This window comes from Streptomyces sp. NPDC056222 (assembly GCF_042264065.1).
Lineage (GTDB): Bacteria > Actinomycetota > Actinomycetes > Streptomycetales > Streptomycetaceae > Streptomyces.
The window spans coordinates 1-19,899 of record NZ_JBHJTL010000024.1 but is presented as its reverse complement, the minus strand read 5'-3'; the positions used below and the strand labels follow the sequence as shown (position 1 = coordinate 19,899).

Sequence of the window (19,899 nt, the reverse complement as noted above, 5' to 3'; positions counted from 1 at the left end):
GTCGAGCCCCGGGACCGAGCCCGCCGGGTCGAGCCCCGGGTCCGAGCCCGCCGGGTCGAGCCCCGGGTCCGAGCCCCCGCAACCGAGCCCCCGGGCCGAGCCCCCGGAATCGAGCCCCCGGCCGAGCCCCCGGAATCGAGCCCCAGGAACGATCACCCCGGTCGGGCCAGAGCGTGCGTCGGTGCTCTCGGTGCCGTCAGAGCACCACCGCGACCGCGAACGCCGCCAGCGCGACCGTGCAGACCGTCGCCAGCAGCGCGCCCCGGTGGGAGAGCGGTGCAGGCCGTGCCGCGTCCAGGGCGCGGATCCGGCGGTGGGCGACGGCCAGGAAGCCCAGCCAGGCCAGCACCGCCAGCGCCGCGCCCGTCACTCCCGCCGCGGTGATCTCGTCACGGATCACCGCCTTCGCGGCGAGGACGGCCGCGATCGTGAACGTCAGCGTCGTACGCCGCCACGCGAGCCGCGTCCGCTCCGGCTGCAGCCCGGGGTCCCGGGCCGGCGTCGCCGGCTCCGTCACCGCCCGGCCCAGCCGAAGACGATGACCACCACCATCGCCAGCGCCACCACGGCCACCGCGAGACTCAGCACCGTCGGGAACCGCGACACGGGCAGGTCCTCGCCGCGCCGCATCGCCCGCTCGCACCGGACCCAGTGGTTGACCGCCCGCAGCGCGCACAGCACCCCCGCGCCGATCAGCGCCAGCGCGAGCCCGACCCGTACCCCCCAGCGCAGATCCGGCAGGAACTGGTCGACGGCGAAACCGCCGGCGACGAGTGCCAGCGCGGTCCGGATCCAGGCGAGGAAGGTGCGCTCGTTGGCGAGCGAGAACCGGTAGTCCGGAGTCTCGCCCTCGTCCCGGATCCGCTGCGGCGCGAACCACAGCCGCAGACTCTGCACGAAGTCACTCACCCGGGAACCTTAACCGCGGTGCGCGCGCAGCCGTTCATAGGCCGCCCGGCCGTCCGGGACCCACTCCCACGTACCCAGCCGGGAGGTCACTTCCTCCTCGGGCAGGAAGGCGTGCCAGGCGACCTCTTCCGCCTGGGGGTGCACCGGCAGCGTGCAGCGCACCTCGTAGACGGCCGACCACCACTTCCCGGCGACGCCCCCGGAGTCGTACAGGAAACGGAACAGCGGTTCCGGCCGGGGCAGGCCGGTCACGCCCAGCTCCTCCTCGGCCTCGCGCAGCGCCGCCTCGTCGTACGACTCACCCGCGCCGACGACCCCGCCGACGAACATGTCGTACAGGGACGGGTAGACGAGCTTCGACGGCGTACGGCGGTGCACGAAGATCCGGTCCTCGGCGTCCCGTACCTGGATGAAGGCGCAGCGATGGATCAGGCCCCGCGTGTACACCTCGGCGCGCGGGGCCTGGCCGACCACCTCGTCGTTCTCGTCGACGACGTCCAGGATCTCTTCGGCGGGGTTCGTCATCCCGCCATGAAATCACCGGCCGGTGGCACCCGTCCTCACTGACCCATGACGTACTTGACCGTCGGACCGGTCGTCCAGCCGCCGTCCACGGCCAGCTCCGCGCCCGTCATGTACGACGCCGCGTCCGACAGCAGGAAGACGACGGCGCCCGCGATCTCGGGAGCCTCGCCGACCCGCCCCATGGGGGTGTTCGGGTACTTCCCCTCGCCCCGCTCGATACCGACGACGGCGGTCATCGGGGTGTATGTCATGCCGGGGTGGACCGAGTTGACGCGGATCCTCGCCGTGCCCAGCTCCACCGCGCCGATCTTCGTCAGTCCGCGCACGCCCCACTTGGAGGCGCCGTAGCCCGCGGTCAGCGCGAGACCCATCAGCCCGGCCGCGGAGGAGATGTTGACGATCGAGCCGCCACCGGCCTCCTTCATCGCCGGAATCGCGGCCTTCATGCCGATGAAGACGCCGGTCAGATTGATGTCGAGCACCTTGCGGAAGTTCTCGACGGACTCGGACTCCAGGAAAGCGCCACTGGCTATCCCGGCGTTGTTGACCAGACCGTGCAGACCGCCGAACTCGGCGACCGCGTACGCCACCGCCGCGGCCCACTCCTCCTCCGACGTCACGTCGTGGCGGAGGAAGCGCGCCCGCTCGCCCAGCTCGGCCGCGGTCGCCTTGCCGTCCTCGTCCAGCACATCGGTGATCACGACGTTCGCCCCCGCGGCGACGGCCTGCCGCGCGGCCTCGGCGCCCAGGCCACGGGCGCCCCCGGTGATCAGGACGGTCCGGCCGGTCAGGTCGTGGAGGCGGGTGGGCTCGTGTGCGGCGGTGGGCTCGTTCATGAGAGCTCCTCTCGGATGCCGGGCAGCGGGGCCCGGAGCAGGGCGGTGGTGGTCTCGACGAGATCGGCGAGGAAGAGCGCCTCACTCGTGAGCGGTCGGGTGCCGTCGAGGTACTGCCGGGCCCGGTCGGCCATGGCCGCGCCGACGACGGTGAGCGCCAGGTCGAGGCGCTCCAGGCGCAGCGGCTCGGGCAGTGCGGTCAGACAGGCCTCGAGCCGCTCGATCAGCCGCCAGTAGACGGTGCCGTCGAGTGTGGGATGGGGCGTGCGGGTGCGGACGCCGCTCTCATGGCTGAGCTGGGCGGAGATCCGCAGACAGCGCCGTCCGCGGTCGGTGCGCAGCTCGCTCGCCTCGGCGGTGACGAGGGCGCGGATCAGTGCGCGTGTTTCGTCGGGGGCCGGGGCGAGGAGCGGGTCGAGGACCTGCTCCGTACGGCGCTGGCGGCCGGCCATCACCGCGTCGAGGAGGCCGCCGCGCGAGCCGAAGTGGTACTGCACGGCCGACGGGTTGCTCTGTCCGGCCAGGGCGACGATGTCGCGGAGCTGGGCGCCGTCGACGCCTTGGGCGGCGAAGATCTCCTCCGCCGCGCGGATCAGCTTGTCCCTGGTCTCGGGCCCGGATGTCCTCGCCATGCATCCATATTAATGCTCGACATTAGAAAGCGGGAGGGGTCTGCACGGTCCGAACTGTTGACTCGATACATCCGTGTATCCAAGATTCGGTCCATGTCGTACGACGCTGATGTGATCGTGATCGGAGCCGGCCTCGCCGGGCTCGTCGCCACCGCCGAACTCGTGGAGGCGGGCCGGAGCGTGATCCTGCTCGACCAGGAGCCGGAGCAGTCCCTCGGTGGCCAGGCCCACTGGTCCTTCGGCGGTCTCTTCCTCGTGGACTCGCCCGAGCAGCGCCGGATGCGGATCAAGGACAGCCACGAGCTCGCGCTCCAGGACTGGCTCGGCACCGCCGGGTTCGACCGCAAGGAGGACCACTGGCCGCGGCGCTGGGCGGAGGCGTACGTCGACTTCGCCGCGGGCGAGAAGCGCAGCTGGCTGCACTCCCGCGGAGTCCGGTTCTTCCCGGTCGTCGGCTGGGCCGAGCGCGGCGGGTACGACGCGAACGGGCACGGCAACTCGGTGCCCCGCTTCCACATCACCTGGGGTACCGGCCCCGGCCTCGTCGCCCCCTTCGAGCAGCGGGTCCGCGAGGGCGTCGCCCGGGGCCTCGTCACCTTCCGCTTCCGCCACCGCGTCACCGGCCTCGGCCGCACGGCGGGCGCCGTGGACACCGTCAGCGGCGAGATCCTGGCGCCCTCCACCGCGGAGCGCGGCACCGCGAGCAGCCGGGAGGCCACCGGCACCTTCGAACTCCGCGCCCAGGCGGTGATCGTCACCTCGGGCGGCATCGGCGGCAACCACGATCTCGTCCGCGCGCAGTGGCCGGACCGGCTCGGCACCCCGCCCGCCAAGCTGCTCTCCGGCGTCCCCGCCCATGTGGACGGGCTGATGCTCGGCATCACCGAGTCGGCCGGTGCGCACCACATCAACCGCGACCGGATGTGGCACTACACCGAGGGCATCGAGAACTGGAACCCGATCTGGGCCAAGCACGGCATCCGCATCCTGCCGGGACCGTCCTCGCTCTGGCTGGACGCCCGCGGCCGCCGGCTGCCCGTTCCCCTCTTCCCCGGCTTCGACACCCTCGGCACGCTCGAGCACATCATGAAGACCGGCTACGACCACACCTGGTTCGTGCTCGACCAGCGCATCATCGGCAAGGAGTTCGCCCTGTCGGGCTCCGAGCAGAACCCCGACCTCACCGGCAAGTCGATCCGGGACGTCATCGGCCGGGCCCGCGCGGACGTGCCGGGACCGGTGAAGGCGTTCATGGACCACGGTGTCGACTTCATCGTGGAGAAGGATCTGTCCGCCCTGGTCCGGGGCATGAACGCGCTGACCGACGAGCCGCTGATCGACGAGGCGGAGCTGCGCCGCGAGATCACCGCCCGGGACCGGGAGATCGCCAACCCCTTCACCAAGGACCTTCAGGTCACGGCGATCCGGGGTGCGCGCAAGTACCTGGGCGACAAGCTGATCCGTACGGCGTCCCCGCACCGCATCCTGGATCCGAAGGCCGGCCCGCTGATCGCCGTACGCCTGAACATCCTCACCCGGAAGTCGCTCGGCGGTCTGGAGACGGATCTGTCGTCGCGGGTGCTCAAGGAGGACGGCGAGGTACTGGAAGGGGTGTACGCGGCGGGCGAGGCGGCCGGGTTCGGCGGCGGAGGCGTCCACGGCTACCGCTCCCTGGAGGGCACCTTCCTCGGCGGCTGCATCTTCTCGGGCCGCGCGGCGGGCAGGGCGGCGGCGAAGGCGGTGGGCTAGGGCGGTGGGCTAGGGCGGCCGGTCAGGCGGCCGGCCAGGCCGTCCCGTAACCGGTGCGTCCCACTGCCGGCTCGCGCCGGTTCCTCGACGCCGGGGATGCCGTGTATCGCGGGCGTATCGAAAAACGCATACGCCACCGCAACGGCACTCCGTCTTCCATGGGTTGCGTGAACCACAACGCATCCCTTTCGACACCGCCCCGTCGCACGCGAAGGATCGTGCTCCTCGGCCTGGCGGCCCTCGGCATCGCGAGCGCCCTGTTCGTCGTGCGGGGGCCGCTCATGATGTCCGCTCCGAGGTGCATGGCCGGGCGGTGGCACGGCTGCCTCGACACGTTCAACGGTGTGGTGCTCATGACGTTGGTCGCACTGCCCTTGGCCGCGCTGGTGGTCTGGGCTCTGGCGCGCCGTCGGCGTGCCGCCGGCGTCCCCTCGGCGTGGCGGACGTCGCTGGCCGAGGTGGGCATGGTGCACGGGACGGTGCCGTTCCTGTGGATGACCATGATGCCGGGCGGCGGGGCCGGCTTCGTCCCGGCCCGGGTGAGCCTGGTACCGCTGCGGGACCTGGTCACGATGGGGCCGCTCGGGATCGTCGGCAACCTGCTCGTCTTCGCGGCTCTTGGGTTCTTCGCCCCGATGCGGTTCGCGTCCGTGGCGTCCGTGCCGCGGATCCTGGCGCTCGGGGCGGGCTGCTCGGTCCTGGTCGAAACGGCGCAGTACGTCCTGAGCCTCGACCGGGTGTCCTCCGTGGACGACGTACTGGTCAACGCCGCCGGCGCCGCGCTGGCCGGAGTGGCGTCGCGCCGCTGGTGGCGCACGACGGCGGAGGCGCCGTCGGACCGGCCTCGCCCCGCGATGGCACCGGCGGGGTGAGCCGCGTGTCCGGTGCCTGCGGGTCGTCGCATACGTCGGCGATATGTCGTGCTGCTTAGGCTTCGGGCATGCGCGTACTGATCGTGGAGGACGAGCCCTACCTGGCGGAAGCCGTCCGTGACGGTCTCCGGCTGGAGGCGATCGCCGCCGACATCGCCGGGGACGGCGACTCCGCCCTGGAACTGCTCGGCGTCAACTCCTACGACCTCGCGGTCCTCGACCGCGACATCCCCGGCCCCTCCGGCGACGAGGTCGCCCGGCGCATCGTCGCCTCCGGCAGCGGCATCCCGATCCTCATGCTCACCGCTGCCGACCGGATCGACGACAAGGCTTCCGGTTTCGGGCTCGGCGCCGACGACTACCTCACCAAGCCGTTCGAGCTGCGGGAGCTCGTCCTGCGGCTGAGGGCGCTCGACCGCAGACGCGCGTACGCCAGGCCCCCGGTCCGCGAGATCGCGGGCCTGCGGCTCGACCCCTTCCGCCGGGAGGTCTTCCGCGACGGACGCCATGTCGCGCTCACCCGCAAACAGTTCGCCGTCCTGGAAGTCCTCGTCGCCGCCGAGGGGGGTGTCGTCAGCGCCGAGGAGCTGCTGGAACGGGCCTGGGACGAGAACGCCGACCCCCTCACCAACGCCGTGCGCATCACCGTCTCCGCCCTGCGCAAACGGCTCGGCGAACCATGGATCATCGCCACGGTGCCCGGCGTCGGCTACCGCATCGAGACGGGCCCCGACACACACCGTCCGGGCAGTGCGCATGCATAGACGCCCAGGGCTCAGCGCCCGACTGAGACTCGCCCTCAGCTACGCAGGGTTCCTGGCCGTCGCCGGCGCTCTCCTGCTGGCCGTGGTGTGGGTGTTCCTGCTGCGCCACGTACCCGACAACTCCCAGGGCCTTCTCGGGATCTCGCCCAACCGCTACCTCCTTGTGCACACCTTCGCCCCCGCCGCGGCCGTGGCGATGCTCTTCCTGCTCGTGTTCGGCCTCGTCGGGGGATGGATCCTCGCCGGCCGGATGCTCGCACCCCTCACTCGGATCACGGATGCTGCACGGATGGCCGGGAACGGGTCGCTGTCCCACCGGATCCGTATGGAGGGCCGCCAGGACGAATTCCGTGAACTCTCCGACGCGTTCGACTCGATGCTCCGACAGCTCGAGTCCCACGTCGCCGAGCAGCGGAGGTTCGCCGCGAACGCCTCCCACGAACTGCGCACCCCGCTGGCGATCTCGCGGACGCTCCTCGACGTCGCCCGCAAGGACCCCACGCGGGGCCGGGGCGAACTCATCGAGCGCCTGCACGCGGTCAACACGCGGGCCATCGACCTCACCGAAGCCCTTCTGGTGCTCAGCCGAGGCGACCGCGGACACTTCGCCCGCGCCGGCGTCGACCTCTCCCTCCTCGCCGAGGAAGCCGCCGAAACGCTGCTTCCCTTCGCCGAACAGCGCCGGATCACGATCGACGTCACCGGCGGGGCGGCCCGGACCAGCGGCTCCGCGGAGCTTCTGCTGCGGATGGTGACGAACCTCGTCCAGAACGCCGTCGTCCACAACCTCCCCGCCGGCGGCACCGTGACGGTCCACACCGAAGCGCGGCAGGACGCGAGCGTGCTGCGGGTCGAGAACACGGGCCATCCGCTACCACCGGAACTGGTACCGACCCTCACCGAGCCCTTCCAGCGCGGATCGGAACGCGTACGCACCGACGAGCACGCCGGCGTCGGCCTCGGCCTGGCCATCGTGCACAGCATCGTCCGCGCCCACGACGGAACCCTCGACCTCGTCCCCCGCCCCGCCGGCGGCCTCCTCGTCACGGTCAGGCTTCCCGGCACGCCGTAGGCATCGTCACCGAGCGGGGCACGCCGGGTCGTTCGACTCGAGAGGCTCGCCCCCGCGGTGCGACCCGGTGCCTCAGCCCAGCCGCCGTACGACCTTGAACCGCTCCGCGACCGCCGTCGTCGCGTCGGTCACCGTGAAGTCCGGGTCCCCGAGGAACTCCCGCATCTCGGCGCCGTGCCAGAACCTGTCATGGGAGGCCCGCCACTCGGCGACCGTCGTGTACCCCTCGCCCTCGTCGATCGCGAACGGCAGGTCGATCTCCCCGACGGGCAGCACCCGTACCTCCGTCGTCTCCACCACGGCCACCGGCCGCTCCTCCGAGTCGAGCAGGGCCCAGCGCTCGCCCACGCGCGGCAGTTCCTCGCCCTCCACCTCGAACTCCACCATGAGACCCGTCGTCGAGGTCTTCTCACCCGACAGGACCGCGGCCACCAGCTGGTCGCGCAGCGGCCCGGGGAAGGCCAGAGCCAAGGGCTTGAGGGACTCGGGGTTCTCCACCGGCTCGGCGTTCTCCGCCTGTTCGGCGCTCTCGGTCTGCTCCATGCCCCGAAGTGTGGCACGCGGCGATACGCACGAGACCGGGCCCGGACGCCTGGGCGGCGTCCGGACCCGGTCCGTGTGCGGGGGAGTCGGCGGCCGCGGCTACAACACCAGCGACAGCAGCAGGACGAAGCCGATACCGACGACCGAGATGATCGTCTCCATCACCGACCAGGTCTTGATCGTCTGGCCGACGTTCATCCCGAAGTACTCCTTCACCAGCCAGAAACCGGCGTCGTTGACGTGGCTGAAGAAGAGCGAACCGGCACCGATCGCCAGCACCAGGAGCGCCGTCTCGCTCGTGCCCATGCCCTCGGCGAGCGGGGCCACCAGGCCGGCCGCCGAGATCGTCGCCACGGTCGCCGAGCCGGTCGCGAGCCGGATCGCCACGGCGATCAGCCAGGCGAGCAGCAGGGCCGGGATCGACCAGTTCTTGGAGAAGTCCAGGATCATCTGGCCCACGCCGACGTCGATCAGCGTCTGCTTGAAGCCGCCGCCCGCGCCGACGATCAGCAGCACGCCCGCGATCGGGGCGAGGGACTTCTCGACGGTCGTGGAGAGCCGCTGCTTGGTGAAGCCGGCCGCGCGGCCCAGCGTGAACATGCCGACGATGACGGCCGCGAGCAGCGCGATCAGCGGCGAGCCGATGACGTCGGTGACCTTCTGCAGACCGTTGTCCGGGTTGTCCACGACGATGTCGACCAGCGCCTTGGCCAGCATCAGGACGACGGGCAGCAGGACGGTCGCGACGGTGGCGCCGAAGCCGGGGCGCTTCTCCAGGTCCTCCGAGGGGCGCGTCGGAATCATGTTCTCGGGGGCCGGGATGTCCACCCAGCGGGCGGCGTACTTGGAGAACAGCGGACCGGCGATGATCACGGTCGGGATGGCGACCAGGACACCCAGGGCGAGCGTGACACCGAGGTTGGCGCCCAGCGCGTCGATGGCGACCAGCGGGCCGGGGTGCGGCGGGATCAGTCCGTGCATGACCGACAGACCGGCCAGCGCCGGGATGCCGATCCGCATCAGCGAGTAGTTGCCGCGCTTGGCGACGAGCAGCACCACCGGGATCAGCAGCACGATGCCGACCTCGAAGAAGAGCGGCAGACCGATGACGGAGGCGATGAGCACCATCGCCCAGGGCATGGACCGGCCGCTCGCCTTGGCGAGGATCGTGTCGACGATCTGGTCCGCGCCGCCGGAGTCGGCGAGCAGCTTGCCCAGGATCGCGCCGAGCGCGATCAGCACACCCACGCCGGCGACGGTCTTGCCAAGGCCGGAGGTGAAGGAGTCGATGGTCGCCGCGAGCGGGGCTCCGGCGAACGCGCCGAGGGCCAGCGACCCGATGGTCAGCGCCAGAAAGGCGTGCAGCTTGAACTTGGTGATGAGCAGGACGATGACGGCTATGCCGGCGAGCACGGCGACGCCGAGCTGGGCGTTGCCGGCCGAGGTGATCGGCTCGACGGCATCCGCTGCCAGCATCTCGACGCTGAGACTGGTCACGGTGATTCCTTAGGGGACGGGTGGGGGCAGGAGGGCGACGGGGGTACGGCGGCGGTCGTACGACCGGGGTGCGGCCGGCGTTCGGAGATCAGCCGGTGAGCCGGCGCAGCGCGGCGACCGCCCGGGCGGCGATCTCCTCGGGGGAGCCGGAGACGTCGACGGCGACACCCGCCTCGTCCTGCAACGGCTGCAGGGCGGCGAACTGGGAATCGAGCAGCGCGGTCGGCATGAAGTGCCCCTTGCGCTCGCTCATCCGCTTCTCGATCAGCTCGCGGTCGCCGGTGAGATGGAGGAAGACCACGCCCGGGGCGGCCGCCCGCAGCCGGTCCCGGTAGATCCGCTTCAGGGCGGAACTGCTCACCACCCCGCCGTGACCTTCGCGGCCGTGCGCCCACTCGCCGATCGCGTCGAGCCAAGGGCCACGGTCCGCGTCGTCCAGCGGGATGCCGGCCGACATCTTGGCGACGTTCGCCGCCGGGTGGAAGTCGTCGCCCTCGGCATAGGGGACTCCAAGGGCGTCCGCGACCAGCGGACCGATGGTCGTCTTGCCGGTGCCGGCGACGCCCATCACGACGACGACCTGAGGGGCCGTCGGGGAGGTGGTGCTCATGGGGTGGTGCCTCGCTGTCTTCTTCGACATCGATTCCGTCGCGCTCATGAAACCCATTGAGTACGACGTATTCAAGAGCTTGTGACATTAAAGTCATACTTTTTGTTCCCGATCTTGGTGCCCGCGTAGGCTGACCTCCATGACGACACCGGCCCAGGGGCTTCATCCGCACGTCCTCGCCACCCTGGGCCTCGCGATCACCGCGGGGGAGTACCCGCCCGGCAGCGTGCTGCGCACCGACGAGCTCGCCCAGCGCTTCGACGTCTCCCGCACCGTCGTGCGCGAGGTCGTCCGCGTCCTGGAGTCCATGCACCTGGTCGAGTCCCGCCGCCGCGTCGGCGTGATCGTCCTCCCGACGGCGCAGTGGAACGTGTACGACCCCCAGGTCATCCGCTGGCGCCTGGCCGGCGCCGACCGACCCCGGCAGCTGCGCTCGCTCACCGTGCTGCGCTCCGCCGTCGAACCGGTCGCCGCCGGACTCGCCGCCGTCCACGCCACCCCCGAGCAGTGCCGCGAGCTGACCGAGCAGGCGCTCGGCATGGTCGCCACCTCGCGCGGCCGGCAGCTGGAGGCGTACCTCGTCCACGACATCGCCTTCCACCGGGTCGTCCTCAACGCCTCCGGCAACGAGATGTTCGCCCGCCTCGGCGACGTGGTCGCCGAGGTGCTCACCGGCCGTACCCACCACCAGGTGATGTTCGAGGACCCCGACCCGGCCGCCGTCACCCTCCACGTCCAGGTCGCCGAGGCCGTACGGGAGAGGGACGCGGCCCGCGCCGAGGAGTTGACCCGGCAGATCGCGGTCGGCGCGCTCAAGGAACTGGATGTTCTCGCGCCGTAAAACCTTCCGATCCCAGGCGTTTGCCTCGTAGGAACCTCAGAAGTAGCTCAAATAAGGGCGTTCAGTGACATTGGCCACTGCTGAAATCCCGCCTTGCCGTGACGATGTGCGCTGGCCGTGAGAGCCGTGGACGACCCTCCACGCGCGCGGCCGGGTACCGCACAGACCCTCCCCCTCACGAAGGCGAACAACTCCATGAGTGACCGCACCCTCCCTGCGGCCGACACGCTGTCCGCCACGCCACCGGCGACGGCATCCGGAGCGTCCCCCCACGTCGACGCCGGTGACGCCGGGTACCGCAAGGACCTGAAGTCCCGGCACATCAACATGATCGCCATCGGTGGCGCGATCGGAACCGGCCTCTTCCTCGGTGCCGGTGGCCGCATGGCCAACGCCGGACCGTCCCTGTTCATCGCGTACGCGGTCTGCGGCGTCTTCGCCTTCTTCGTCGTGCGGGCCCTCGGCGAGCTGGTCCTCTACCGCCCCTCCTCCGGAGCCTTCGTCTCCTACGCCCGTGAGTTCATGGGCGAGAAGGGCGCCTACACGGCCGGCTGGCTCTACTTCCTCAACTGGTCGACGACCGCCATCGCGGACATCACCGCGGCCGCGACCTACGCCCACTTCTGGGCCATGTTCAGCGACGTCCCGCAGTGGATCCTGGCCCTGATCGCCCTCGCGGTCGTCCTCGCCGCCAACCTCATCTCGGTGAAGTACTTCGGCGAGATGGAGTTCTGGTTCGCGATCATCAAGGTCGGCGCGCTCGTCGCCTTCATGCTGATCGGCATCTTCCTGATCGTGACCTCGCACGACGTCGGCGGCCACACCCCGGGCTTCTCCACCATCACCGACAACGGCGGCATCTTCCCCAGCGGTGTCATGCCGATGCTGCTGCTGATCCAGGGTGTCGTCTTCGCGTACGCCTCCGTCGAGCTGTGCGGCGTCGCCGCAGGTGAGACCGAGAACCCCGAGAAGATCATGCCCAAGGCGATCAACTCGATCATGTGGCGCGTGGGCCTCTTCTACGTCGGCTCCGTCGTCCTCCTCGCCCTGCTCCTGCCGTACACCGCGTACTCCGGCGACCAGAGCCCCTTCGTCACGGTCTTCGACAAGCTGGGCATCCCCGGCGCCGCCGGCGTGATGAACCTGGTCGTCCTCACCGCCGCGCTCTCCAGCCTGAACTCGGGTCTCTACTCCACCGGCCGCATCCTGCGCTCCATGTCGCTCGCGGGCTCCGCGCCCAAGTTCACCGGCGTCATGAACAAGGGCGGCGTGCCCTACGGCGGCATCCTGCTGACCGCCGCCTTCGGTGTCCTCGGTGTCGGCCTGAACTACCTCATGCCCGGCGAGGCCTTCGAGCTCGTCCTGAACTTCGCCTCCATCGGCATCATCGGCACCTGGGCCATGATCATGGTCTGCTCGCTGCTCTTCGTGAACCGCTCCAAGGAAGGCCGGGTCACCCGCCCCGGGTACCAGCTGCCCTGGGCCCCGTACACCCAGATCGTCACGCTGGTCTTCCTCGGCTCGGTCCTCGTCCTGATGTGGATGGACGGTGGCATCAGCCGCACCACCGTGAACTGCCTCCCGCTGATCGGGCTCCTGCTCGTCGGCGGCTGGTTCCTGGTGCGCAAGCGGGTCCGCGCGACCGCCGCCACGTACAAGGACTGACGGCTCCCACCGCGTACACCCCCCACGGCACCCCCCACGGGTGAAGAGACCCCCGCAGGCAGAACCTGCGGGGGTCTCGCCCTTTGTCAGGAGATAGTGGTACCCAAGAGCCTTACCGAGGAAGGGAAGTACCCGATGGCGCAGCAGGTCCAGGGGGTCGTCGCCCCCGGCAGGAACGAACCCGTGCGGGTGGAGACGATCGTGATTCCCGACCCCGGCCCGGGCGAGGCCGTGGTGAAGATCCAGGCGTGCGGGGTCTGCCACACCGACCTCCACTACAAACAGGGTGCCATCAACGACGAGTTCCCCTTCCTCCTCGGCCACGAGGCGGCGGGCATCGTCGAGTCGGTCGGCGCGGGCGTCACCGACGTGGCCCCCGGGGACTTCGTCATCCTCAACTGGCGTGCCGTGTGCGGTGCCTGCCGGGCCTGTCTGCGCGGCCGCCCCCAGTACTGCTTCGCCACCCACAACGCCGAGCAGAAGATGACGCTGGCCTCCACCGGCCAGGAACTCTCCCCGGCCCTGGGGATCGGCGCGTTCGCCGAGAAGACCCTGGTCGCCGCCGGCCAGTGCACCAAGGTCGACCCGTCCGTCGCCCCCGAGGTCGCCGGGCTCCTCGGCTGCGGCGTCATGGCCGGCATCGGCGCCGCCATCAACACCGGCAACGTCGGCCGCGGCGACACCGTCGCCGTCATCGGCTGCGGCGGCGTCGGCGACGCGGCGGTCGTCGGCTCCCGCCTCGCCGGCGCGGCGAGGATCATCGCCGTCGACATCGACGACCGCAAGCTGGAGACCGCGCGGGCGATGGGCGCCACCCACACCGTCAACTCCCGCTCCACCGACCCCGTCGAAGCGATCCGCGAGCTCACCGGAGGCTTCGGCGCCGACGTCGTCATCGAGGTCGTCGGCCGCCCCGAGACGTACAAGCAGGCGTTCTACGCCCGCGACCTCGCCGGAACCGTCGTCCTCGTCGGCGTCCCCACCCCCGAGATGCGGCTCGAACTCCCGCTCCTGGACGTCTTCGGCCGCGGCGGCGCGCTCAAGTCCTCCTGGTATGGCGACTGTCTGCCCTCCCGCGACTTCCCGATGCTCGTCGACCTGCACCAGCAGGGCCGCATCGACCTCGCCGCTTTCGTCACCGAGACCATCGGCCTCGGCGACATCGAGAAGGCCTTCGCCCGGATGCACGAGGGCGACGTCCTGCGCTCGGTGGTGGTCCTCTGATGGCGGCACGCATCGACCACCTGGTCACCTCCGGCACCTTCAGCCTCGACGGCGGCACCTGGGACGTCGACAACAACGTCTGGATCGTGGGTGACGACACGGAGGCGATCGTCATCGACGCCGCCCACGACGCCGCCGCCATCCTCGCCGCGCTCGACGGCCGCACCCTGCGCGCGATCGTCTGCACCCATGCCCACAACGACCACATCGACGCGGCCCCGGCCCTGGCCGCCGCCACAGGCGCCCGGATCCTGCTCCACCCCGACGACCAGCCGCTCTGGAAGCAGACCCACCCCGACCACACCCCCGACGGCGAACTCGCCGACGGCCAGACCCTCACCATCGCCGGCACGGACCTCAAGGTCCTGCACACGCCCGGTCACGCCCCCGGAGCGGTCTGCCTCCACGCCCCCGACCTGGGCACCGTCTTCACCGGCGACACTCTGTTCCAGGGCGGCCCCGGCGCGACGGGCCGCTCCTTCTCCCACTTCCCCACGATCGTCGACTCGATCCGCGACCGGCTGCTGACCCTCCCGCCGGAGACGGTCGTCCGCACCGGCCACGGCGACACCACCACGATCGGCGCCGAGGCGCCGCACCTGGAGGAGTGGATCAGCCGAGGCCACTGAGCCGCAGCCGGCTCTCGAACCTCAACGGCGTGCCCGAGAACGGGTCGGTGAACTCCAGCGTCCGCGCGAGCAGTTGCAGCGGACGCCCGAAGTCCTCCGGCCCGTCCTCGCGCACCACGGGATAGACCGGATCGTGCAGGATCGGCAGCCCCAGCGCGTTCATGTGCACCCGCAGCTGATGGGTGCGCCCGGTCGCCGGCAGCAGCCGGTAGCGCCCGAGCCCCTCCCGGTGCTCGACCAGCTCGATCCGGCTCTCGGCGTTCGGCTCGCCCGGCTCCTCCCGGGCGGCCATCACCCCACGCTCCTTCACGATCCGGCTCCGCACCGTCACGGGCAGCGCGACCGCCGGGTCGTACGGCGCCACCGCCTCGTACTCCTTGCCGACCGACCGGTCCCGGAACAACGTCTGGTACGCCCCCCGGTCCCCGGGCCGCACCACGAACAGCACCAGACCGGCCGTCAGCCGGTCGAGCCGGTGCGCGGGCTGCAACGTCGGCAGCCCCAGCTCCCGCCGCAGCCGGGCGAGCGCCGTCTCGGTCACATGCCGCCCGCGCGGCATCGTCGCCAGGAAGTGCGGCTTGTCGACGACCAGGATCCGCTCGTCCCGATGCACGATCCCGATCTCGAAGGGCACCCGCTCCTCCGCCGGAAAGTCCCGGTGGAACCAGAGATGCAGCCCGGCGGTGTACGGCTCCTCCCCGTCCAAGGGCCCGTCCGTGGTCACGAACCGCCCGCCCGCGAGCATCTCCTCGACCCGCGCGATCCCGACGGCGCCCCCGAAGCGGTCCCGCAGATGATCCCCGACGGTCGCCCAGGCGCCGTCAGGATCCTCCGGCAGCCGGACGCGTGCCGGATCGATGCCGTCGCGCTGGGGGAGCGGCGCCGCCGGAGCCTTCGTTCTGCGTCTCACCGCACCACGGTAACCACCCCTCTACGCCTCCCTACGCCCACAGCCGCGCACCCACCTCGGCCGAACTGCGTAGAGCGAGCCCGCCTTCACGCCGCGTAGCGACCTCCGCGCGGGGGAAGGAGCACACTGCCGCTGACACCTAGGGGGCCCCGCATGGAACCGCTCGCCGTGGGCGCAGTCGTCACACTGATCGCCCGCTACGCCGATCATCTCGCCGGCGCCACGGTCGACTCCGCCGTCGATGACCGGATGTGCCGCCTCTGGGACACCGTCACGGCCCGCTTCAGCGGGGACCCGGTCGCCGAGGGCGCCCTGCGCCGCCTCCAGGACCAGCCCGACAACACCAACCGGCGCGGCGCGGTGGAGGACCACCTTCAGGAACTGGCCGAGAACGACCCCGAGTTCGCCCGCTCCCTCGCCGCACTCCTGCGCGAGGCGGCCGAGGCGGACGACGACTCGGGCACCGTACGGATCGACAACGCCGGCACCGTCGCCCTGGACGGCTCCGTCGTCGAGATCCGCGGCGGCTCCATCACGGCGGGCCGGGACGTGAAGGTCGACGGACCGCTCATCCCGGCGGCCCGACCCTCCATCGAGAACGGCTGACCGACGCCGGCCGGGAACGCCGAAGCCCCGTCGAGAAGATCTCGACGGGGCTTCGTGTGGTGTCCGAGGGGGGACTTGAACCCCCACGCCCGATAAAGGGCACTAGCACCTCAAGCTAGCGCGTCTGCCATTCCGCCACCCGGACAAGGTGTCTGTCTTTCCGGCCGCTCGGCCGTTCCGACGTGGAAAACCATAGCAAACATTCGGAGTGGCCGATCACCACCCCTGTTCCGGCCGGAACCGTGTGACAGCCGCGTGTCGGTCGAGGGCCGCCCTTGGGTCCCGGGCCGCCGCGCGGGAGGATGGGGGCGACCACCAGCAAGCACGTGGGGCACGTAGTGGGAGGAAGCAGCGTGAGCGAGTCGAACACGGCCCGGAGCGTCACCGGCGAGGATGAGGTCGTCGACCTCTGTCGCGACCTCATCCGCATCGACACCAGCAACTACGGCGACCACTCCGGCCCCGGCGAGCGGGCGGCGGCGGAGTACGTCGCCGAGAAGCTCGCGGAGGTCGGTCTCGAGCCCAAGATCATCGAGTCGCACAAGGGGCGGGCCTCCACCGTCGCCCGTATCGAGGGCGAGGACCCCTCCCGGCCGGCCCTGCTCATCCACGGCCACACCGATGTCGTGCCGGCCAACGCCGAGGACTGGACCCACCACCCCTTCTCCGGCGAGGTCGCCGACGGCTGCGTCTGGGGCCGGGGTGCGGTCGACATGAAGGACATGGACGCGATGACCCTCGCGGTCGTCCGCGACCGGATGCGCAGCGGCCGCAAGCCCCCGCGCGACATCGTCCTCGCCTTCCTCGCCGACGAGGAGGCGGGCGGCACCTACGGCGCCCGTCACCTCGTCGACCACCACCGGGACCTCTTCGACGGGGTGACGGAGGCGATCGGTGAGGTCGGCGGTTTCTCCTTCACCGTCAACGAGAACCTGCGGCTCTACCTGGTCGAGACGGCCCAGAAGGGCATGCACTGGATGCGGCTGACCGTCGAGGGCACCGCCGGCCACGGCTCGATGACCAACAACGACAACGCGATCACCGAGCTCTGCGAGGCCGTCGGCCGGCTCGGGCGCCACCAGTGGCCGGTCAGGGTCACGAAGACCGTACGGTCCTTCCTCGACGAGCTCTCGGACGCCCTGGGCACCCCGCTCGATCCCGAGGACATGGAGGCCACGCTCGCCAAGCTCGGCGGCATCGCCAAGATGGTCGGCGCGACGCTGCGCAACTCCGCCGCCCCGACCATGCTCGGCGCCGGCTACAAGGTCAACGTCATCCCGGGCCAGGCCACGGCGCATGTCGACGGACGGTTCCTGCCGGGTTACGAGGAGGAGTTCCTGGCCGATCTCGACCGGATCCTCGGGCCGCGGGTCAAGCGCGAGGACGTGCACGGGGACAAGGCCCTGGAGACCAGCTTCGACGGTGACCTCGTCGACGCGATGCAGCTGGCCCTCAAGGCGGAGGACCCCATCGCCCGTGCCGTGCCGTACATGCTCTCCGGTGGCACCGACGCCAAGTCCTTCGACGACCTCGGTATCCGCTGCTTCGGCTTCGCGCCGCTCAAGCTGCCGCCGGAGCTGGACTTCGCCGGCATGTTCCACGGCGTGGACGAGCGTGTTCCGGTCGACGGACTGAAGTTCGGCGTCCGCGTCCTCGACCGGTTCATCGACGCCTCCTGAGTCGCCCGGCAGGCTTTCCGCGGCGCCTTCCGATATTCGGCCGCGCGTACGCCTGTGACCGGAAAGAGTGAATGCGCTCATACGCTCGTAGCCCCAATACCTCCTCCTCGTTACAGGTGGTGCGGTCCGCGGCATGGGATCGCATTGCCAACAAGGAGGAATAATGATCAAGAAGGTCGTCGCCGCTGCGGCTGCCACTGGCGGTCTCGTTCTCGCGGGTGCGGGCATGGCCGTTGCCGACTCGGGTGCCCAGGGTGCCGCCATCGGTTCCCCCGGCGTGCTCTCGGGCAATGTTGTCCAGGTGCCGGTTCACGTCCCGGTGAACGTGTGCGGCAACACGATCTCCGTGATCGGGCTGCTGAACCCCACCTTCGGCAACACCTGCATCAACGCCTGACGTTGTGTCTCGACCCGTGAGGGTCTGAGCCGGTCCGGCCCCGGAGTGCGTGCCATGCGCTCCGGGGCCGGTGGGCATTTCCGCCCCGGGCGTCGTGCCCGGTGGCCCTCTTCTTTCACAGCTCGGCGGCTCCGAAGCTCGGAAGGCAGAAGCCGAGAAGGCAGGGAACAACTATGCGACAGGTCACACGCAAAGGCCTGATCACCATTGCGGCCGCGGGCGGCGTCATCGCCCTCGGCGGTGGTTATGCGAATGCCGATTCGGGTGCGAACGGCAAGGCCTCGAATTCCCCGGGCGTCGCGTCCGGAAACAACGTCCAGGTGCCGGTTCACGTTCCGGTGAACGCCTGCGGAAACACCATCAGTGTCATCGGGTTGATCAACCCGGCCTTCGGCAACACGTGCGCCAACGTCTCGAAGCCGGGCCGTGGCGGCTCCTCGGCCGAGGGCGGCACCAGTAACTCGCCGGGTGTCGGTTCCGGCAACACCGTGCAGGTGCCGATCGACGTCCCGGTGAATGCGTGCGGCAACAGCGTCACGGTCATCGGCGGCCTCAACCCGACGTTCGGCAACGGGTGCGGCAACGGCGTCGAGCCCACGCACCCGGGTCACCCGGGGAACCCCGGGAACCCGGGCAACCCCGGTAACCCCGGTAACCCCGGTAACCCGGGCAACCCCGGCAACCCCGGCAACCCCGGGAATCCCGGTAACCCGGGTACGCCCGGCAACCCCGGGACTCCTGGCAACCCCGGTGACTCGGGCGAGTCCGGCAACCCCGGCACGCCGAACGGGCCGAACACGCCGGGTGCGCACACCATCACGCAGCCTCAGGCCACCGAGGAGCTCGCAGAGACCGGTTCGGGTCCGCTCGGGATGATCGTCCCGGCCGGCGCCGGTCTGCTGCTCGCCGGCTCGCTGCTCTACCGCCGCGCCCGCCGCTCCGCCTAGGGAGCCCGCGCGACGCAACAGGGGCCCCGCACGGCGGGGCCCCTTCTCATGTCACCAGGTGGCGCGGACCTGACGGATGATGCGCCGGCGCAGCCGCACCCTGCGGCTGCCGTCCCGGTGCAGGCTCAGTCGGTCCAACTCCCAGTGCCCGTACTCGGCATGGTCGGTCAGAAGCCGCGTCGCCTCCTTGCGGGAGACGCCGCGGGGCACATACACGTCGACAAATTCGTATTCCGGCATCGCATCTATTGTGCGGGCACGGGCCCGGTACGGATAGCGTGCGTCTCATGTCTGATGCTGCGCAGCCCACCGCTGCCGAGGTACGTGCCGCCGCCGAGGCGGTCAAAGCCGCACTGGACCGTCACCTCGAGGCGGTCGAGCGCCGCTCCGGAGACGACGACCCGGCCGTCTACGAAGCCTTCAACGCCCTCGCCGCGGCGGCCGAGGCGTACGACGAGCGGCTCTACGACCGGTACGACGAGGTCACCCCCTTCGAGATCCCGGGCGCCGAGGACTCGCTGCCGCCGTACGCGGGCCCCGAGGAGCCGCACGCCCTCAGCGTGCTGATCCGTCGCGACTACGCGGTGGTGGAGCCGAAGCGGCTGCTCGCCCAGGCCCAGCGCATCGCCGATCTGGAGAGCGACGAGGAGGGCGCGGACACCGCCCCCGTCGTCGGTGTCAGCACGCACGCCGCCCTCGGCGTGCTCTTCGGGGAGTACGAACCGGACGAAATCGCATCACGGCACAAGGAGTTCGGCCTGGAGGAGGGCGACTCCACCCTCTGGGTCTCGGCCGCGGAGGAGCTGCCGGACCCGGGGGAGTGGCTGAACGCCCCCTTCGAGCACGCCGATCCCGAGCAGATCGTCTGCCGCTTCGACGTCAGCGCGGTCTTCGACGACGAACCCGACGACGGCATGGAGCAGCAGGACGCCTGAGGCGTACAGCCGCGCGCATGAAGTACGGCGGAGGGCGGGACACCAACTGTGTGTATC

Annotated in this window: 23 protein-coding genes and 1 tRNA gene; 13 read left to right on the top strand and 11 right to left on the bottom strand. The window is 70.7% G+C overall.

The window, feature by feature from the left end; translation table 11 throughout:
- Positions 1-196 precede the first annotated feature (196 nt).
- From ACFC0D_RS14235 to ACFC0D_RS14215, 5 genes are read right to left on the bottom strand one after another with little or no spacing between them, the layout of a single operon-like run.
- Entirely contained in the window at positions 197-517 is a 321-nt protein-coding gene (locus ACFC0D_RS14235; RefSeq protein WP_376434639.1) for a DUF202 domain-containing protein, read from the bottom strand.
- On the bottom strand, positions 514-909 hold the full coding sequence (locus ACFC0D_RS14230) for a YidH family protein (protein ID WP_376434637.1): 396 nt from the start codon (positions 907-909) through the stop codon (positions 514-516). Before ACFC0D_RS14230 ends, ACFC0D_RS14235 begins: the two co-directional genes overlap by 4 nt.
- Before the next feature lie 9 nt (positions 910-918).
- Positions 919-1,434 (bottom strand): NUDIX hydrolase, encoded by a 516-nt coding sequence (locus ACFC0D_RS14225; protein WP_376434635.1) that lies wholly within the window; start codon positions 1,432-1,434, stop codon positions 919-921.
- Between the two features lie 35 nt (positions 1,435-1,469).
- Entirely contained in the window at positions 1,470-2,270 is an 801-nt protein-coding gene (locus ACFC0D_RS14220) for a glucose 1-dehydrogenase (RefSeq protein ID WP_376434633.1), read from the bottom strand.
- Positions 2,267-2,902, bottom strand: a complete 636-nt coding sequence (locus ACFC0D_RS14215) for a TetR/AcrR family transcriptional regulator (RefSeq protein WP_376434631.1) — start codon at positions 2,900-2,902, stop codon at positions 2,267-2,269. The genes ACFC0D_RS14220 and ACFC0D_RS14215 overlap by 4 nt, the downstream gene beginning before the upstream one ends.
- 93 nt (positions 2,903-2,995) lie before the next feature.
- Between ACFC0D_RS14215 and ACFC0D_RS14210 the strand changes: the two genes are divergently transcribed.
- From ACFC0D_RS14210 to ACFC0D_RS14195, 4 genes are all read left to right on the top strand, one after another.
- A complete protein-coding gene (locus ACFC0D_RS14210) occupies positions 2,996-4,651 on the top strand; it encodes an FAD-binding dehydrogenase (protein WP_376434629.1) in 1,656 nt (551 codons plus the stop codon).
- A 167-nt stretch (positions 4,652-4,818) separates the two neighbouring features.
- Positions 4,819-5,523 carry a VanZ family protein gene (locus ACFC0D_RS14205; protein ID WP_376434627.1) on the top strand — a complete coding sequence of 235 codons (705 nt, stop codon included), beginning with the start codon at positions 4,819-4,821 and terminating at the stop codon, positions 5,521-5,523.
- A gap of 68 nt (positions 5,524-5,591) precedes the next feature.
- Entirely contained in the window at positions 5,592-6,287 is a 696-nt protein-coding gene (locus ACFC0D_RS14200; RefSeq protein ID WP_376434625.1) for a response regulator transcription factor, read from the top strand.
- Positions 6,280-7,359, top strand: a complete 1,080-nt coding sequence (locus tag ACFC0D_RS14195) for a sensor histidine kinase (RefSeq protein WP_376434623.1) — start codon at positions 6,280-6,282, stop codon at positions 7,357-7,359. The genes ACFC0D_RS14200 and ACFC0D_RS14195 overlap by 8 nt, the downstream gene beginning before the upstream one ends.
- A 72-nt stretch (positions 7,360-7,431) precedes the next feature.
- Here ACFC0D_RS14195 and ACFC0D_RS14190 read toward each other — a convergent pair whose 3' ends face one another.
- The 3 genes from ACFC0D_RS14190 to ACFC0D_RS14180 all read right to left on the bottom strand — a co-directional run bounded on the left by ACFC0D_RS14190 (position 7,432) and on the right by ACFC0D_RS14180 (position 10,009).
- The gene (locus tag ACFC0D_RS14190) at positions 7,432-7,857 is read right to left on the bottom strand and encodes an ASCH domain-containing protein (RefSeq protein ID WP_376434773.1); all 426 of its coding nucleotides are present in this window, start codon (positions 7,855-7,857) and stop codon (positions 7,432-7,434) included.
- A gap of 144 nt (positions 7,858-8,001) precedes the next feature.
- Positions 8,002-9,399, bottom strand: coding sequence for a gluconate:H+ symporter (locus tag ACFC0D_RS14185; RefSeq protein WP_376434621.1), 1,398 nt, complete (start codon positions 9,397-9,399; stop codon positions 8,002-8,004).
- 88 nt (positions 9,400-9,487) lie between these two features.
- Positions 9,488-10,009, bottom strand: coding sequence for a gluconokinase (locus tag ACFC0D_RS14180; RefSeq protein ID WP_376434619.1), 522 nt, complete (start codon positions 10,007-10,009; stop codon positions 9,488-9,490).
- A gap of 139 nt (positions 10,010-10,148) precedes the next feature.
- Between ACFC0D_RS14180 and ACFC0D_RS14175 the strand changes: the two genes are divergently transcribed.
- The 4 genes from ACFC0D_RS14175 (at position 10,149) to ACFC0D_RS14160 (ending at position 14,368) form a co-directional block, all read left to right on the top strand.
- Positions 10,149-10,850 (top strand): FadR/GntR family transcriptional regulator, encoded by a 702-nt coding sequence (locus tag ACFC0D_RS14175; RefSeq protein WP_137990333.1) that lies wholly within the window; start codon positions 10,149-10,151, stop codon positions 10,848-10,850.
- A gap of 195 nt (positions 10,851-11,045) precedes the next feature.
- Complete coding sequence (locus ACFC0D_RS14170) at positions 11,046-12,515, top strand: amino acid permease (protein ID WP_376434617.1); 1,470 nt, start codon at positions 11,046-11,048, stop codon at positions 12,513-12,515.
- A gap of 135 nt (positions 12,516-12,650) precedes the next feature.
- Positions 12,651-13,739, top strand: a complete 1,089-nt coding sequence (locus ACFC0D_RS14165) for an S-(hydroxymethyl)mycothiol dehydrogenase (protein WP_376434615.1) — start codon at positions 12,651-12,653, stop codon at positions 13,737-13,739.
- On the top strand, positions 13,739-14,368 hold the full coding sequence (locus tag ACFC0D_RS14160) for an MBL fold metallo-hydrolase (protein ID WP_376434613.1): 630 nt from the start codon (positions 13,739-13,741) through the stop codon (positions 14,366-14,368). The genes ACFC0D_RS14165 and ACFC0D_RS14160 overlap by 1 nt, the downstream gene beginning before the upstream one ends.
- Here the strand turns inward: ACFC0D_RS14160 and ACFC0D_RS14155 are convergent.
- The gene (locus tag ACFC0D_RS14155; protein WP_376434611.1) at positions 14,352-15,278 is read right to left on the bottom strand and encodes an RluA family pseudouridine synthase; all 927 of its coding nucleotides are present in this window, start codon (positions 15,276-15,278) and stop codon (positions 14,352-14,354) included. The two genes, ACFC0D_RS14160 and ACFC0D_RS14155, sit on opposite strands and share 17 nt — an antisense overlap.
- A 153-nt stretch (positions 15,279-15,431) precedes the next feature.
- Here ACFC0D_RS14155 and ACFC0D_RS14150 point away from each other — a divergent pair, with 153 nt between their 5' ends.
- The gene (locus tag ACFC0D_RS14150; RefSeq protein ID WP_376434609.1) at positions 15,432-15,884 is read left to right on the top strand and encodes a hypothetical protein; all 453 of its coding nucleotides are present in this window, start codon (positions 15,432-15,434) and stop codon (positions 15,882-15,884) included.
- A gap of 57 nt (positions 15,885-15,941) precedes the next feature.
- Here the strand turns inward: ACFC0D_RS14150 and ACFC0D_RS14145 are convergent.
- Positions 15,942-16,029 (bottom strand) — tRNA-Leu (locus tag ACFC0D_RS14145).
- Between the two features lie 208 nt (positions 16,030-16,237).
- Between ACFC0D_RS14145 and ACFC0D_RS14140 the strand changes: the two genes are divergently transcribed.
- The 3 genes from ACFC0D_RS14140 (at position 16,238) to ACFC0D_RS14130 (ending at position 18,907) form a co-directional block, all read left to right on the top strand.
- Complete coding sequence (locus ACFC0D_RS14140; RefSeq protein WP_260230230.1) at positions 16,238-17,563, top strand: M20/M25/M40 family metallo-hydrolase; 1,326 nt, start codon at positions 16,238-16,240, stop codon at positions 17,561-17,563.
- A 163-nt stretch (positions 17,564-17,726) separates the two neighbouring features.
- A complete protein-coding gene (gene chpH / locus ACFC0D_RS14135) occupies positions 17,727-17,960 on the top strand; it encodes a chaplin ChpH (protein ID WP_376434607.1) in 234 nt (77 codons plus the stop codon).
- Positions 17,961-18,133: 173 nt separating this feature from the next.
- Positions 18,134-18,907, top strand: coding sequence for a chaplin (locus ACFC0D_RS14130; protein ID WP_376434605.1), 774 nt, complete (start codon positions 18,134-18,136; stop codon positions 18,905-18,907).
- A 51-nt stretch (positions 18,908-18,958) separates the two neighbouring features.
- On the opposite strand, the gene ACFC0D_RS14125 is transcribed toward ACFC0D_RS14130, so the two are convergent.
- Positions 18,959-19,147 carry a DUF5703 family protein gene (locus ACFC0D_RS14125; RefSeq protein ID WP_005319466.1) on the bottom strand — a complete coding sequence of 63 codons (189 nt, stop codon included), beginning with the start codon at positions 19,145-19,147 and terminating at the stop codon, positions 18,959-18,961.
- 47 nt (positions 19,148-19,194) lie between these two features.
- On the opposite strand from ACFC0D_RS14125, the gene ACFC0D_RS14120 reads away from it, so the two are divergent.
- Entirely contained in the window at positions 19,195-19,842 is a 648-nt protein-coding gene (locus ACFC0D_RS14120) for a hypothetical protein (RefSeq protein ID WP_376434603.1), read from the top strand.
- Positions 19,843-19,899 lie beyond the last annotated feature (57 nt).